General features: G+C 63.0%; 13 protein-coding genes and 1 tRNA gene. 8 read left to right on the top strand and 6 right to left on the bottom strand.

Annotated elements, in window-relative coordinates; all coding sequences use genetic code 11:
- Nucleotides 1–68 precede the first annotated feature (68 nt).
- The gene (galK, locus tag ACP8LP_RS11445; protein ID WP_279187079.1) at nt 69–1,304 is read right to left on the bottom strand and encodes a galactokinase; all 1,236 of its coding nucleotides are present in this window, start codon (nt 1,302–1,304) and stop codon (nt 69–71) included.
- Nucleotides 1,305–1,533: 229 nt separating this feature from the next.
- Here galK and ACP8LP_RS11450 point away from each other — a divergent pair, with 229 nt between their 5' ends.
- Both ACP8LP_RS11450 and ACP8LP_RS11455 read left to right on the top strand, forming a co-directional pair.
- A complete protein-coding gene (locus ACP8LP_RS11450) occupies nt 1,534–3,243 on the top strand; it encodes a sodium:solute symporter family protein (RefSeq protein ID WP_021108046.1) in 1,710 nt (569 codons plus the stop codon).
- A gap of 10 nt (nt 3,244–3,253) precedes the next feature.
- On the top strand, nt 3,254–3,526 hold the full coding sequence (locus ACP8LP_RS11455) for a hypothetical protein (protein WP_004809721.1): 273 nt from the start codon (nt 3,254–3,256) through the stop codon (nt 3,524–3,526).
- Between the two features lie 232 nt (nt 3,527–3,758).
- Here the strand turns inward: ACP8LP_RS11455 and ACP8LP_RS11460 are convergent, their stop codons facing one another.
- The 4 genes from ACP8LP_RS11460 to ACP8LP_RS11475 all read right to left on the bottom strand — a co-directional run bounded on the left by ACP8LP_RS11460 (nt 3,759) and on the right by ACP8LP_RS11475 (nt 6,257).
- Nucleotides 3,759–4,244, bottom strand: coding sequence for a hypothetical protein (locus ACP8LP_RS11460; RefSeq protein WP_016666417.1), 486 nt, complete (start codon nt 4,242–4,244; stop codon nt 3,759–3,761).
- Nucleotides 4,245–4,319: 75 nt separating this feature from the next.
- A tRNA-Ser gene (locus ACP8LP_RS11465) sits at nt 4,320–4,405 on the bottom strand.
- 299 nt (nt 4,406–4,704) lie between these two features.
- Nucleotides 4,705–5,172: a hypothetical protein gene (locus ACP8LP_RS11470; RefSeq protein ID WP_036976351.1), complete on the bottom strand. Its 468-nt coding sequence runs from the start codon at nt 5,170–5,172 to the stop codon at nt 4,705–4,707.
- A 431-nt stretch (nt 5,173–5,603) separates the two neighbouring features.
- A complete protein-coding gene (locus ACP8LP_RS11475; RefSeq protein WP_279187088.1) occupies nt 5,604–6,257 on the bottom strand; it encodes a hypothetical protein in 654 nt (217 codons plus the stop codon).
- 141 nt (nt 6,258–6,398) lie between these two features.
- Here ACP8LP_RS11475 and ACP8LP_RS11480 point away from each other — a divergent pair, with 141 nt between their 5' ends.
- From ACP8LP_RS11480 to ACP8LP_RS11495, 4 genes are all read left to right on the top strand, one after another.
- Nucleotides 6,399–7,400 (top strand): NAD(P)H-quinone oxidoreductase, encoded by a 1,002-nt coding sequence (locus ACP8LP_RS11480; protein ID WP_063279576.1) that lies wholly within the window; start codon nt 6,399–6,401, stop codon nt 7,398–7,400.
- Between the two features lie 262 nt (nt 7,401–7,662).
- Nucleotides 7,663–9,090 carry an argininosuccinate synthase gene (argG, locus tag ACP8LP_RS11485; RefSeq protein WP_270236955.1) on the top strand — a complete coding sequence of 476 codons (1,428 nt, stop codon included), beginning with the start codon at nt 7,663–7,665 and terminating at the stop codon, nt 9,088–9,090.
- Between the two features lie 130 nt (nt 9,091–9,220).
- Nucleotides 9,221–9,685 (top strand): DUF4282 domain-containing protein, encoded by a 465-nt coding sequence (locus tag ACP8LP_RS11490; RefSeq protein WP_016666422.1) that lies wholly within the window; start codon nt 9,221–9,223, stop codon nt 9,683–9,685.
- A gap of 98 nt (nt 9,686–9,783) precedes the next feature.
- Entirely contained in the window at nt 9,784–10,998 is a 1,215-nt protein-coding gene (locus ACP8LP_RS11495; RefSeq protein ID WP_016666423.1) for an MFS transporter, read from the top strand.
- Between the two features lie 271 nt (nt 10,999–11,269).
- Here ACP8LP_RS11495 and ACP8LP_RS11500 read toward each other — a convergent pair whose 3' ends face one another.
- Nucleotides 11,270–13,417 (bottom strand): cation:proton antiporter, encoded by a 2,148-nt coding sequence (locus ACP8LP_RS11500; protein WP_016666424.1) that lies wholly within the window; start codon nt 13,415–13,417, stop codon nt 11,270–11,272.
- Nucleotides 13,418–13,780: 363 nt separating this feature from the next.
- Here ACP8LP_RS11500 and ACP8LP_RS11505 point away from each other — a divergent pair, with 363 nt between their 5' ends.
- Both ACP8LP_RS11505 and ACP8LP_RS11510 read left to right on the top strand, forming a co-directional pair.
- Entirely contained in the window at nt 13,781–14,347 is a 567-nt protein-coding gene (locus ACP8LP_RS11505; protein WP_016666425.1) for a WhiB family transcriptional regulator, read from the top strand.
- 74 nt (nt 14,348–14,421) lie between these two features.
- On the top strand, nt 14,422–15,177 hold the full coding sequence (locus ACP8LP_RS11510; protein WP_187117050.1) for an HAD family hydrolase: 756 nt from the start codon (nt 14,422–14,424) through the stop codon (nt 15,175–15,177).
- Nucleotides 15,178–15,203: the final 26 nt, after the last annotated feature.

Consider the following 15,203-nt stretch of genomic DNA (forward strand, 5'->3'; position numbering starts at 1 on the left):
TGCCCGCATCCGGCTCGCCACCGCGTCCACCGTCGGACGGGCGTGAAACTGGCGAATTCTGGCCCACATCATTGCACCCGGAGCGCGGCCGGACCCGGGGTGACGACATAGAGATCAGGGTGGGTGAATCCTGCGTCACGGAAGGCCTTGACGACCTGCCTGGCAGCGTCGTTGCAAACGTCGCGGTCGACCAGGGCGATGGCACAACCACCGAATCCACCACCGGTCATCCGCGCGCCGAGGGCCCCGGCAGCGCGGGCTGCGTCAACGGCGGTGTCCAGCTCGGGGCAAGTGACCTCGTAGTCGTCACGCAAGGAGTCGTGGGAGGCGTCCATGAGCGGTCCGACCTCGCGGATGCGTCCGGCGTCGACGAGCTTGGCGAACTGAGTGACGCGGTCATTTTCGGTGACGACGTGACGGACGCGGCTGGCCATCTCCTCGTCGTCGAGGGCTGACAATGCGGCGCCGAGGTCGCCGACCTCACGCAGGCTGGCGACGCCAAGAATGCGGCAGGCGCTCTCGCAGGCGCGACGTCGTGCCTCGTACTGACCGTCGACGAGGCGGTGGGAGGCTCGGGTGTCGATGACGAGGAGTTCCAGGCCGGCGGCGTCGAGGTCGAAGGGAACCTGACGAACCGACCAGTCGTCGCAGTCAAGGAGGATGGCGTGGCCGTCGGTGGTACGCAGGGACGCCGTCTGGTCGAGGCCCCCGGTGGGAGCTCCGGCGACCTCGTTCTCCGCGGCGCGGGCGGCATTGACGAGGTCGGTGCGGCCAGCGTCAGAGTCGGACAGGCCGAGGTCGTAGAGATCCGCGAGAGCCAGCCCGACACCACACTCGACGGCTGCCGACGAGGACAGACCTGCCCCCAACGGGACGCAGGTGACGAGAGCGGCCTCGAACCCGCCGATCCCGTAGCCAGCCTCACGCAGGGCCCATGCGACGCCGGCGGTGTAGGCCTGCCAGCCATTGACCGACCCGGGAGCGATCTCGTCGAGGGTTCCTTCCCAGGAGAGGATGGAGTCGGCAAGCTGGGAGACGAGGACAACCTTGTCGTCGTCTCGACGTCGGGCGGCGACGTAGGTGCGGTGAGGCAGGGCGATCGGCAGGCAGAAGCCATTGTTGTAGTCAGTGTGCTCGCCGATGACGTTGACACGTCCGGGAGCGGCCCAGACGCCGTCGGGAGTGCCGCCGATGTGCTCAGCGAAGAGGTCACGGGCGCGGCCTGCGCCATCCTCAGTCGACCACGCCGTGCCAATCGTGGTGGCCTCGGGATCCGCCGCGAAGGCGTCAGTTGTCTGCGACATAAGTGGCTCCTTTGCCCGTCAAAACCGTTGTCAGTGAGGAAGACCGCACCGCCGCTGCCGACGATGGCAACGGCTCGGCGGGCACTTCGCTCACTCATAATGTTTACGTACTCAAAAATAGCGGGTCGGGGTGTGACCCTGCCACGTCGGGAGCCTATGGTTCCCCGAGGGGGCGGTGCCCACAACGCCGTCACTGCCCTCGTAATGACAGAAAGGACCACCCCACACAATGCCGTTGGAGACGCTCATCAACGCGGGATTCGTTGACTACCTGATCCTGCTCATCTATTTCGTGTTCGTTCTCGGAATCGGGCTGGCTGCCAGACACCAGGTGTCCGACTCCCTTGACTTCTTCTTGTCCGGGCGAAGCCTGCCCGGGTGGGTAACGGGGTTGGCATTCGTATCAGCCAACCTCGGTGCCGTGGAGATCATGGGTATGTCGGCAAATGGAGCCCAGATCGGCATCCCGACCGTGCACTACTTCTGGATCGGAGCCATCCCGGCAATGGTCTTCCTCGGCATCGTCATGATGCCCTTCTACTACGGCTCTGGGGTGCGCTCGGTGCCAGAGTTCATGCTCAAACGATTCGGGCCGGCTGCGCACTTGGTCAACGCGATCTCCTTTGCACTAGCCCAGTTGCTCATTGCCGGTATCAACCTCTACCTGCTCGGGACGATCGTCCACGCCCTACTGGGATGGCCGCTGTGGGTTGCCCTCATCGTTGCTGCGGTGATCGTACTTGCTTACATCAGCCTTGGTGGCTTGTCGGCAGCCATTTACAACGAGGTGCTGCAGTTCTTCGTCATCGTCGCCTCCCTGCTGCCGCTGGTCATTATTGGTCTGCACCGTGTCGGCGGATGGAATGGACTCAAGGCCAAGATCACCGCCGCAGCGGAGGCCCATCCTGATGCCGTGACCCCGGCTGCCCAACAGTTGCATTCCTGGCCTGGACAGGCGCTGTCGGGATTCACCGACCCGGTGATGTCGGTCATCGGCATCACCTTGGGCCTCGGATTCGTGCTGTCCTTCGGCTACTGGACGACGAACTTCGTCGAGGTGCAGCGCGCCATGGCGTCCGACTCGCTGTCGTCGGCGCGCAAGACTCCGATCATCGGCGCTTTCCCGAAGATGCTGGTGCCGTTTCTCACCGTGCTGCCAGGCATGCTGGCTGCGGTGCTCGTGCCGGAGATCGCTCGGATGAAGGCGGGCGAGAAGATTGCCGGTGGCGCGTCGGGCAACGTCGTCCAATACAACGACTCGGTGTTGTTCCTCATTCGCAACCTGTTGCCGACCGGCCTGACGGGTGTCGCGATCACGGGCCTGCTGGCGGCGTTCATGGCCGGTATGGCCGCGAACATCTCGGCGTTCAACACCGTCTTCAGCGTGGACATCTGGCAGCACTACGTCATCAAGGACAAAGCTGACGTCTACTACGTCAAGGTTGGCCGAATCGCCACGGTCGTCGCCACGGTCGTCGCGATTGGGACCGCGTTCCTGGCGTCCGGCTTCTCCAACATCATGGACTACCTCCAGACCCTCTTCGGGTTCTTCAACGCTCCGCTGTTCGCGACGTTCGTCCTCGGCATGTTCTGGAAGAAGTCGACACCTCACGCCGGTTGGTCGGGACTCGTCGTCGGTACTCTCAGCGCCGTGACGGTGTGGGTCATGAGCCTGACTGGTGTGTTCACCTTGCCAGGTCAGGGAACCGCGTTCCTTGCTGCCACGGTCGGCTTCCTCGCCGACATCATCGTCAGTGTTGTAGTTTCGCTGTTCACGACGCCGAAGCCGGCTGCGGAACTCGTCGGTCTGGTGTATTCGGAGACGCCGAAGGAGAGCCTCGTCGATCCGCACGAGAAGAGCCTCCCGTGGTATCGACGCACGGTTCCGCTCGGCATGACCGTGCTTGCCATCACTGTCGTTCTCAACATCATTTTCTGAGGAGGTTGTCATGCCGAACGGAACTTCCACGGCCCGTCGCAATCGTCGCAAGGTCGCCCGCGCGATGGATATTCGTACCGTCATTGGTGACTTGCTTGCGCTCTACGGAGCCATTCTGACGATCACTGGTCTGGTCAGGGGGGCAGACGCTCGAGCTGACGTGTGGGCGGGGATCTGCCTGCTCATCGCCGGGGCAGCGTTCTTGTTGTGGGTGAAGGTTCGCCCCATCGAGGTGCCGGAGGATCTCAGCAAGGCGGATGCTGGAAAGCATGAGGAGAGCTGACACCAGCTGGTTGAACTTCGTGCTGAGGCGTGGCCGGGCCGTGGGTAACGCGGTCCGGCCACGTCGTCATTTACCATCGCTTTCCTCGCACACTACCGATCCCGTCCTGGTCCGGGGCATGCATCGTACGTCCTCGTCCCCTCCTCTCCACATACACGTTGGACACGCAAGAAGGCCGCGGCATACCGAACTACTTCTGGAATGCCACGGCCTTCTTGGGCGGTGATTGGGGTCAGACGCTTTGACGGTAACCGCGTGAGTTGTCGAGGCGGTGTGCGACGTCGACGGCCAAATCATCCATTTCCTGAGGGTTCCCGACGCCGGGACGAACGATGTGAGTGCGCCCGACTTGGCCGTGGTAAAGGGTGAGACGGGAACGCGACTCCGTGAGGGCTGCCTTGGTGACCTTGTCCCAGGTGCCGCGGCGATCCTGCCCAGCACCATGGATGTGGTAGCCCGTGTCATCGAGGTCAACGTACAGCTTCATATGGAGCATCGACCAGGCTGCCGTCACCGCGAGGGCAATGCCACATGCGAGAACAGCAATGAAGAGGATGGTCACGGCTTCATGCCAGTTGTTGGCGATGCTGATGATCATGAGGACAGCACCAATGATCGAAAGGATGCCGGCGATGACGAAGCCACGGATCGGAGGCTCCGGCGACATGACGTGCCGGGTCGTGCCAGGCGGAAGATCCGTGAGGTTCTTCTTGGCCATCCCCATCTCCCGTCGCTGCAAGGTTGATCTGTGAGGGCTCGGCCCCCGGGTGCCAGGCCTGAGGGGCTGACCTCATGGCGGCGAGAGTGGGATTCGAACCCACGGAGGTTGCCCTCGGCCGCTTTCAAGGCGGCTGCACTCGTCCACTATGCGATCTCGCCAACCGAGCTCTGCCCGGTGGTCACATCTTAGCCATGATTCGGCGGTACTACCCACCGTCTCGGGCAACGGCAGGATATGAGGCCTGCACATGGCCATTGATGTGCGCTTTGGTTCTCCGGCGCTGCCCGGAACATTCACGGTGACAACACCCACCCCGGAACGTCCGGCTCGGAAGCTCCTCCTTCCCCCCTCCTCTCCCACACACGGAACACTTGCCCCCAACAGGACCACCTCCGGTGGCATCCAGCCATCGGGGCACTGACGCGGGTATCGGAACCGCGAGCCCCTGGGCCTGCTCTCACCGCACTCCCGGTTTTGTCAGCACTCCAATGAGCTCGTTGACCTTGAGTGGCTTGGAGGACGACCGCGTCGTGACGATCTCGCCCGACTGGTCACCCGATTGCCACCCGACTTTCCAGACCTCAGTCATGCGAAGGGTGTAATTGCCCGGATGCTGGTAGATGTAGCCGCAATGTGGGGATTGGGCGCGCGGATCGGCGTTTGCGGGACGAGGGGTCGAGTGAGTGCAGCGGATGGTCTTCTCACCGGTTTCGTAAACGGTATCCACTCGCTGTGCGTCGAGTGATACGACGATTCCATGTGCGGAGTCGCTCGCGGTGTGACGCTCAGCCCCTGGGTTGTGGAACCACAATGGCTGCCCTACGGCCGTGATGTTCCACTTGTTGGCCGAGGGACGCGGCTCGATGTCGATGACGGGTTTCGCCAATCGAATGCCCGTCGCGATGTCGATGGACCAGGCTCTGATCTCATCAGGTGTGGGGCCAGCAGGTCTCGTCGGTGCAGGACGCGGGGCTCGACGACCCGGCTTCGGCTTGTCGTCACGCGTATTCAACCCTGGCAAATATGGTATTCGGTTGAGGTTCAATATGGATGAATCAATGTATGCGTCACTCCCCCACCGCTTGCGTGGCTCGGGCGATCCTGGTGACGCGGGATCACGGTGCTTGTCGACATGGGGATGACGGCGCTTGTGATGGGAGCCCCGGTGACCTGGGGTGCCGTGCTTGGAGCCCCGATCGATATTGATGCCAGGCTTTCGGTGGGAACCACGCTGGTGGTAGGTCGCAATGACGTCCCCCGTATTTTCCCTGTCATCGATGCCCACGTCTGGCTCCGCGAACGCCTGCATCGACATGAAACCAACATGAAGAAGTGCAAGCCCCACACACGAACAAATCAGTTTTCGCATTTGTCTACGCGCCTCGAGCTCGCTGCAGTCATCACAAGCCTGCCGTTTTTTCGATTCATTGAAATAATGTTCCGCCGCAGAGTCCCTTGTGCCACCTCTTCTCCAGCATCATTTACAAAGGCCCATTGCCGCTCATCTGTGCACGACCTAATTGTTACTAAGTACCCCGGTTCCGTCTTAATCCGAGACAGATTCACGTCGCCAAATCCAGCCGATTCCGGGGCCACATGATGACCCCGTTTCTTGACTTTCGTGTAATACTCCTGCAGGACTTCCTCCCACGGACCTCCTATCACTTCCTTAAGCCCTGCAGGCAGAACATTCCCTCCACCCTCCTGCTCAAACAGCAGCGACTGCTCCAAGTACGTCTCATAAACCTTCTTCGCCTCCAGGAACAACGCATCCTCTTTCGTCCCCGGGACCGGTGTCGCCGTCGCCTTCACAAACCTCGGCCCATCCGAACTCGGAGTCGCGGTCGAATTCGTCGTCACCACGCTCGGGGCTGGCGTCACTCCGCCCATCGAGCCCGGAGTGTCCCCAGCACCACCACAGGAAACCGTCCCCAAAACCGCCACGACAAGGGCTGTTGTCGTCGCCACATGCCGTCGACAGCGTCCGCCGTGCTCACCATTCATCACCATGGCGACAATCCTGAAGGTCCGCGCAACCGTTGAGAACCCTCGCATCCGAAATCTGTGGATAACCCCGAAAATCTGTGGATACAACCCATGGGTGATGTGAAGAATCCCAGCGTCACTCCTGCCCTGTGGCAGGCTTGAAGTATGCATGCGATCACCGTCCGCCCAACTGACAAGACAGACTCAAAGGGCCGCCATCGCCCCGGTCCGGAGTGCATCGAATGGACCGAAGTCCCCACACCCGAGCCCGGTCCGGGCGAGGTCCTCGTCAAGGTGAAGGCAGCAGGCATCAACCGCGGCGACCTCCTGCAGCGCCAAGGCCTCTACCCGCCACCGAAGGGCGTTTCCGAGACCATGGGCCTCGAGGTCACCGGGACTGTCTCCTCCCTCGGCACCGATGTCGACGGCTGGTCCGAAGGCGACGAGGTCGTCGCCCTGCTCGCCGGCGGCGGATATGCCGAGTACGTCATCGTCCCGGCCGGCCAGCTTCTCCCCATCCCTGCAGGCATCGACCCGGTCACCGCATCAACCCTCATCGAGGTCGCGGCCACCGTCATCTCCAACATGGACCACGTCAGCCTGTCCGAGGACGAGACCTTCCTCGTCCACGGTGGCGCCGGCGGCATCGGACAGTTCGCCATCCAGTACGCCAAGTCCCTCGGTTGCACGGTCATCACCACCTGTGGCACCGCCGAGAAGCAGGAGTTCTGCCGCAACCTCGGCGCCAACGTCGCCCTCGACTACCACGAGGACTGGGTAGCCGGCGTCAAGGAAGCCACCGATGGTCGCGGCGTCGACGTCATCCTCGACGTCATGGGTGCCAAGTATCTTGGCCTCAATGTCGACGCCCTGGCGACCGGCGGCCGCCTCGACATCATTGGGATGCAGGGCGGCATCAAGGGAGACCTCAACATCGGCAAGCTCCTCAACAAGCGCGCCCTCGTCACCGCAACCAGCCTGCGCCCACGTCCCCTGGAGGAGAAGGCCAAGATCTGCCGGCGGGTCCGTGAGATTGCCTGGCCGCTCTACAGCAACGGCAGCATCAAGCCCGCCCCCGTCGAGACCTTCCCCATGCCCGAGGCAGGCAGGGCTCACGCTCGCCTGGAGTCCGGCGAGGTGCTCGGAAAAGTCGCGCTGACCCTCTGAGCCCCTTCAACAGAGAACGACCTGCCACGACTTCGGCTGCGGCAGGTCGTTTTGTGTACCCGGCGATCTCGTTCCCGCGCCCCCACTCGGCCACCCACCCCCTCGCCTCAACGCAACCCTTCCCCCGCTCCCGTGTGGCAATCGGGGTAATGCCTACGGTCTCTGCCAGCTGAGATGGCACCACCCACCATCAGCACCAGAATCTCCACCACCTCCACCAAATCACATATCCATTTGAATGGCTGCATATATATGCGCTAGGGTGAGCGACGTGTCCAAGGTCATCACTCAGCTTCCCGTCGGCGAGCGCGTCGGCATCGCATTCTCCGGAGGTCTCGACACCTCGGTAGCCGTCGCGTGGATGCGCGAGAACGGCGCGATCCCGTGCACCTACACCGCCGACATCGGTCAGTACGACGAGCCCGACATCGCGTCAGTGCCGGGCCGCGCCCTCGACTACGGCGCCGAGATCTCCCGACTCGTTGACTGCAAGGCAGCCCTGGTCGAGGAGGGCCTGAGCGCCATCGCATGCGGCGCCTTCAACGTCCGCTCCGCCGGGCGCCCCTATTTCAACACCACCCCGATCGGACGGGCCGTCACCGGAACCCTGCTGGTCCGCGCCATGCACACCGACAACGTCTCCATCTGGGGCGACGGCTCCACATACAAGGGCAACGACATCGAGCGGTTCTACCGCTATGGCCTGCTCGCCAATCCGCAGCTGCGCATCTACAAGCCCTGGCTCGACGAAAAATTCGTCGCCGAGCTCGGCGGCCGCGACGAGATGAGCGCCTGGCTCACCGCCCACGACCTGCCCTACCGCGATTCCAAGGAGAAGGCCTACTCCACCGACGCCAACATCTGGGGCGCCACCCACGAAGCCAAGACGCTTGAGTCCCTGCACGTCTCGATCGAGTCCGTCGAGCCCATCATGGGCGTCAAGTTCTGGGACCCTGACGTCAAGGTCGACACCGAGGAAATGACGATCTCCTTCGAACAAGGCATACCCGTCGCCATCAATGGCAAGGAGTACGACGACAAGGTCGCCCTCGTCCTGGAAGCCAATGCCATCGGTGGTCGTCACGGGCTCGGCATGAGTGACCAGATCGAGAACCGCATCATCGAGGCGAAGTCCCGCGGCATCTACGAGGCCCCGGGGATGGCCCTGCTGCACATCGCCTACGAGCGGCTCGTCAACGCCATTCACAACGAGGACACCCTCGCGACCTACCACAACGAGGGGCGTCGTCTCGGACGACTGCTTTACGAGGGCCGCTGGCTCGACCCGCAGTCCCTCATGATCCGTGAGTCGCTGACCCACTGGGTCGCCAGCGCCGTCACCGGGTCAGTCACCCTCAAGCTGCGTCGCGGATGGGACTACTCCATCCTCGACACCACGGGCCCGAACTTCTCGTACCATTCCGAGAAGCTGTCGATGGAGCGCGTCGAGGGCGCCGCATTCGGACCGACCGACCGTATCGGTCAGCTCACCATGCGCAACCTCGACATCGCCGACACCCGCGAGAAGCTGGAGCTCTATTCCGACCAGGGCCAACTCACCAGCCATGCCGACCTCGTCGGACAGCTGGAGTCTGGCGGCGCGGCGGCCATCGCGTCCAATGGATATGACGACGATGACGACAGCCAGAAGGCTCTCGACGCCGCCGCAATGGAATTCGGTGTTGACTGATCATTGGCCTCCTGAGTTCGGGCCGTCCGGGGTTACCTCGGACGGCCCGAATGAGTTACGCCAGCCGTTACCCAGTATTCAGGATGTGGGCTCTTGCACAGAGTCCCCCCTCAGCTGGCACACTACCGCCATGAGCAACAACACGACGCCGCACAATGACTGGAATAGCTCCGATTACCCCTCACAGCCCTACCCACAGAACAACCAGCCGTCTTACCCTTATGGGCCCGCTGGCTCCAGCCCATCGCCGTCTGACAATGACCAGAAGGGATTCTTCGGATCCCTGTTCGACATGTCCTTCAACTACTACGTGACGCCTAAGATCGCGAAGATCGTCTACATTCTGACGATCATCTGCGGCGTCGCGATGTGGATCGGCGCGATCATCACAGCTGGCGGCGTCGGCAGTGCCATCGGGGAAGCCGCTAACGACAGCTCCGGTGGCAGCGGCGTACTCGTCGTGTTCGCAATTCTCCTGGGATGGATCCCGGCATTCTTGTTCATCATTGGCGTGAGGATGCAGATCGAGTTCGTCCTTGCGCTCATCAAGACCAGCGAGAACACCTCCGCTCTCCGCCGGACGTTGAACCGTTGACCCATTCCCGACGGGCCGCACATCACTGCTGGTGTGCGGCCCTTGCCATGCCAAGATCGTGGACGCACGAGTCAGCAAGGTCGTTGTAGAGTGCTCAAATGCACGGTTACCGGGATGTCATCGCCATCCGGGAGGTGTGGACGACCCTCCTCTTGTCTGCTCTCATCCGGATTCCGATTTTCAGCCTCGGAATCGTCATGAGTGTCCATGTCGTCAGCTCACTGCATCTGGACTACGTACGAGCTGGCGCCGTGACGACCGTCGTCACCGTCGCAACCATGATTTCCGGGCCGTGGAGAGGCAGCATGGTCGACCGCAAAGGGCTGCGGAGAACCATGCTCCCCTCTCTGATCATCACGACGATCGCCTGGGGACTATCGCCTTGGCTGGGGTATTTCCCACTCCTCGCACTGTGTGCCATAGGCGGCCTGTGGAACTACCCGATTTTCACTATCCCACGCCAGGTCTTGATGGTCGCCGTGCCCACGTCCCGACGCCGTGCCGCACTGTCACTGGACTCGGTGACCGTGGAGATCTGCTACATGATCGGCCCGACGGTCGCCATCATTGCAGCGACGACCATCGGAACCCAGATCACCATCACGGCGTGTGGCTTCATCGCTGCCATCGGCGCTGCAGGGCTCATGATCCTCAACCCGGCGACCACGGAGCCGTCCGAGGCCGACCCGGTACCGCCCGCCGCACGGACCCCAGCGTCAGCGGCACCGGTCGTTCAAGCCCCTCACAATCGAAAAATGGCATGGTTGTCCCCCCGGTCGGCATCCATCCTCTTGGCCGTCATTGCGACCGGATTCTGCCTGGGCGGTATTGAACTGACGACCGTCGCAGCGATGAGGTCGATGGGCCATCCCGAGATGATCGGGTGGGTACTCGCAGCCTCCGGTTTCGGGTCGGCGATCGGTGGCGTGCTGTACGGCGCCCTGCCGCGAGGGGCGTCCACGGCGCTTCTCCTCGTCTTCCTGGGCACCACGACCGCATTGCCCTCCATGTCCAGCGGCCCTGGGTCAGCTGCCATCCTGCTGTTCGTCGGTGGTGTGTTCTGCGCACCGACGATTACCTCTTCCGTCGATGCCCTGACCGACTTGGTGCCGGCGGATTCTCGAGGAACCATCATCGGATGGCAGGGATCGTGCCTCAACGGAGGCACGGCCATGGCAGCCCCGTTGATTGGCGCCGTCATGGACTCTCACGGGTGGCAGTGGGGATTCCTCGTCGCTGGCATCACCAGCGCCATCATCGGAGCCCTCGTGTGGACGACGGCCAAGGTGGTGACGAGACGCCAGACCGCGTAATCGCTGATCCGCCTGTCCGACAGGCCCACCCCACTGTTTCCCGATCACTGTCACCCCGAACCATCGTGGTGATCCTGCAAGCGGGCTACCCCGCTGCCACAACAGAGGGCGCCAGCCCCACAAGCGACCGGAATGACCACGGGGGAACGGAAGGGCGGGAAGAGGGGAAAGGAAGAGGGGCTAAACGGAGTCGGTGGAACGGGCAGGGGACGACAGGTCCCATCACGGAGAAGAGCCCAAGGGCGACACAACCCCCTCAGGCCCTTCTCCCTCACCACTCGCTCGGCGAGTCCGCCGACATGGGCGACGGCCTTCCCGGACTCAGCTCTTCGACATGGGGCCGAACGGGTTCCTCATCACGCACATCGACGTTCGGCCCGAGGCCCGCACCTTCCGCGTGGCCCGGGGTCGCACCAGATGGACCGAACCCGTCAGATCCTGCAGAAGCCGCTTTCTCCGCTGTCGCCTTGCGATCGGCGTCGATGCGATCCCGGACTGCCTCCTCCGAGGACGGAACCGACATCGTCTGACGCTTCGGTTCCTCATCCTCGGCAGGTGCAGGTTCCGGAGCATCCTTCCACTCATCGCCCAGGTAAATGATGGTGTCGCCATCCTTCGGGCCGTTCATGTCAACGTTCGCGACATTCACCGACGACGGCTTGACGACAAACATCACGACTGCCTCAGGCATGGCCTGGCGGAACTGTTCCCAGGTCCGATTCTCGTCCAGCTCGACCCGACGCACCCTTTTCCCACTGCGCCACATCTTGTCCATCGCCGAGTGCGTTGTCGGCGGGTCGAAGGCTGTTCTCGCCTTGAGAATCTGCGCGGTACCGGTGGTCGCGTCCTCGGCGTCGCCCTCATCCAGACGCTCGAGCTGGAACACGTTAGCCCGCCCCAACGCACGCCGGTAATGCACCGATGCGATGGAGTTCGTGTCGTCGTCAGGGGTACACGCCACCATCGACGCGATTCCCGCAAGGTCCATGTCCTCGGTCGCGTACTCGGACAGGAAGTCCGCCGCCTCACACCTGAGCCCCGCTTTCCGAGCCGCGTAGAGGTCGTAGGCACGCCGGGTAACGATGAGGGTGGGGACGTCCAAATCGCGCAGGGTCTTCGCCGTATCGATGCTCCAGGCCGGGGACCCCGCAAACATCACTCCGCGCGGGCTTGCCGACGCCAGCCCCAGCTTCTCGGCGAGCCTGCCGATACCCAGGCCGTAAATGGCCACCGTGCAGACGATGACGAGGAACACCAGCGGCACGAGCCGGTCGACCTGGCTCGCCATCCCCGCAATCTGGTCAGCGAACGACACCAGCTGCTTCGCCCGCTCGGGCTCAGACTCGGCAATCTCCTTGGCCTGCTCCCTGACATGACTGGCGGACTCGCTGAACTCCATCGCGAAGATCGACGCCACCGACGCGGCCACGATTCCTCGCGGAGCCATGAATGCCATCAGGATCCGCTCCTGACGAGTCGTCTCGGTTCGCGTCAGCCCCAACATCACCGACACCGGCCGAATGACCAGCACGAGCAGGGCGACGAAGATCAGGCCAGTAGGAAGGATGTCGCCGATCTGGGATGGCGTCACTCGTCCGGCCAGCATGATGAACAGCACCCCGACGAGCAGCACCTGCAGATGCTCCTTGAACTCGATGACGGGCTCGAGCTCGAGATTGCGCTGGTTTGCCAGGTAGATGCCCAACATCGTCACGGCGACCAGCCCGGACTCCTCACGCAGGAAGTTCGCCCCGACGCAGGTACCGACGGCGACTCCGACGAAGATCACGCCCTGCAGGAAGTCCGGAATGAGGTGACGCCTCATCATGGCCGTGACGACCCACCCGATCGGCGCTGCGAACAGCAACCCGACCAACAGGGTCAGCGCCAGGTCCAGCACACCTTGTCCGATCGAGGACCCACCGATGCTGCTGATGGCCTGGTAGACCAACAGGGCCAGGATCGCGCCCAGCGGATCGACGACGATGCCCTCCCACCTCAGCAGGGCGCTCACCCGTCGGGTGGGCCTCAACTGACGCAAGATCGGGTTGATGACCGTCGGACCGGTGACGATGAGGATCGCGCCCAGCAGCAGGGAAACACGACCGTCGAACCCCAATGCCATCGCGGCCAGGGTGATGAGAACCCACGCGATCCCTGCGGTGACGGTGCACAGCCGAAGGATTGGCCGTCCCAGGTCACGAACTTCGCGGAGCTTGAGCCCAAGTGACCCTTCGAAGAGGATGATTGCCACTGAGAGGTTGACACCGTCAAACAGGAGTTGTCTTCCGATGATCTCATCGGGGGTAACCCACTGTCCGAGTGCGAAACCAATCACCAGGAGGAACAGCAGCGCGGGGAGGCGTAACCGCCATCCGAGCCACTGGGCACCGACCGCAAGTGCGAGTACGAGCGCCATGTATGTTGCTGCATCCACCCGGGCACTCTAACCGGCACAGTGCCGGTTTTCCCACGCGGGAAGCGTGGACACTGAGCGCCGGGGCCAGCAACCCCGTGGATGCCGTGGGATGTAGACGAAAGTCGAATGGATCGACGACGAACTGTCCGAAAGTACAGATCTGGCTGTCCCGGAAGTCTCCCCCGCAATCCATCCCCAACGACAAATAACCCTGAAATGAGTACGTGCACATCCGCCTGACAAGCCTCTTCGGACGTCCAATTTGGTCACCGTCAACGTCAGATCGAGGCCCGAAAAGCACTTGTAACATCACGGCCGTTGACGTTGAAACACGCCGCCTTGGCCCATTGGAAAGGAGCCATCGTGAATCGGACGAACGATTGCGCCCTCCCGTCCTGCGCCAACCTCAGAACGGTCTTCCAGCATCCCTTGCTCGAGGGTGACAGCACTGCCGCCACACCCGACGAACAGCGCCTGGAACGCACTCTGCAGGCTCGCGCTCGAGCCGCCTGCTCCGCCTGCTCTCTCTTCGAACAGTGCCTTGAGAACGCCATCCTCGACCACGACGTCGCTGGATTCGCTGCTGGCACAACCCCGCGTCAGCGTTCTCGTATTCGCTCCTGCCTGGGGGTTCGGGTTCGTCCCGACGACTTCGAATCCTTCGCCGGGGTCATCGCTCGCGGGCATCAGGTGGCCACCCAGGACGTCGTCAGCCTCCGTCAGGCTCACCCCGACCAGCCACTGAGCTTCATCGCAGACCGTCTCGGTTGCTCGCTGTCCACCGTGAAGCGGCACCTGCGTCGGGCTCGCGACACCTCTTCGGCCCCGCGCCGCAAGACTCCTGCGAAGGTCAAGACGACCAGTCTGGCCGCCGCATACGAGTCGGTGACCGGGCGCCCGCACCCGAGCCGCGCGAGGTTGGCTGCCTGAGAAAAAGTCACGCTCTGTTCACCGCATGATCATCGCACGGTGGCAGGCTGGCTGACATGACATTCAATCCTCGTATGGTGGCCCTCGACATCGACGGGACCCTCGTCGATTTTGAGGGCGGACTTCCGGACTCGGTCCGTAAGGCGGTCGCCAAGGTCGACGTCCCTGTCGTCCTGGCGACCGGGCGAGGGCTCTTCGGAGCGATCCCCGTCCATGAGGCCCTCGGTCTGCAGGGGGGACACGCGGTGGTGTCCAACGGAGCTGTCACCGCGACGATGTCCCCCGTCGAGATCGAGTCCCAAGTCACCTTTGATCCGCGACCCATCATCGATCACGTCATGGACGTCTACCCGCAGGCGCTCATCGCGGTCGAGGAGGTCGGCGTCGGTTACCGCCTCAACCAGCTCTTCCCCGCCGGGGAACTGCAGGGCGAACTTCACATTGAGACCATTGACGAGTTGCGCTCCCGCCCGGCCCCGCGCGTCATCATCCGCGATCCGAACGGTTATGCCGACTCCTTCCGCGACCTCGCCCACAGCCTCGACCTGCACAGCGTCTCCTACGTCATCGGCTGGTCGGCCTGGCTCGACATCACTCCGGAGGGTGTGACTAAGGCCTCTGCCCTTGACACCCTGTGCCGTCTCAAGGGCATCGATCCCAAGGACGTCCTGGCCATCGGCGATGGCAACAACGATGTCGAGATGTTGCAGTGGGCCGGACGCGGAGTCGCTGTCGGCGATGCGCCCGACTCCGTCAAGGCCATTGCCGACGACGTCGCTCCCTGCTTTGCCGACGGTGGCACCGCGGTTGAGCTGGGGCGCTGGTTCTGAAATCGTCTCCCGGCCACTCAGGCCGG

Source organism: Cutibacterium sp. LaCa_89, from assembly GCF_058177555.1.

Bases quoted from the DNA above. Each gene is read 5' to 3' on its own strand.
- ACP8LP_RS11490 (WP_016666422.1), top strand. From the start codon at position 9,221: ATGAGCAACAACACGACGCCGCACAATGACTGGAATAGCTCCGATTAC.
- ACP8LP_RS11475 (WP_279187088.1), bottom strand. From the start codon at position 6,257: ATGGTGATGAATGGTGAGCACGGCGGACGCTGTCGACGGCATGTGGCG.
- ACP8LP_RS11450 (WP_021108046.1), top strand. From the start codon at position 1,534: ATGCCGTTGGAGACGCTCATCAACGCGGGATTCGTTGACTACCTGATC.
- galK (WP_279187079.1), bottom strand. From the start codon at position 1,304: ATGTCGCAGACAACTGACGCCTTCGCGGCGGATCCCGAGGCCACCACG.
- ACP8LP_RS11510 (WP_187117050.1), top strand. From the start codon at position 14,422: ATGGTGGCCCTCGACATCGACGGGACCCTCGTCGATTTTGAGGGCGGA.
- ACP8LP_RS11480 (WP_063279576.1), top strand. From the start codon at position 6,399: ATGCATGCGATCACCGTCCGCCCAACTGACAAGACAGACTCAAAGGGC.
- ACP8LP_RS11495 (WP_016666423.1), top strand. From the start codon at position 9,784: ATGCACGGTTACCGGGATGTCATCGCCATCCGGGAGGTGTGGACGACC.
- ACP8LP_RS11500 (WP_016666424.1), bottom strand. From the start codon at position 13,417: ATGGCGCTCGTACTCGCACTTGCGGTCGGTGCCCAGTGGCTCGGATGG.
- ACP8LP_RS11455 (WP_004809721.1), top strand. From the start codon at position 3,254: ATGCCGAACGGAACTTCCACGGCCCGTCGCAATCGTCGCAAGGTCGCC.
- ACP8LP_RS11460 (WP_016666417.1), bottom strand. From the start codon at position 4,244: ATGGCCAAGAAGAACCTCACGGATCTTCCGCCTGGCACGACCCGGCAC.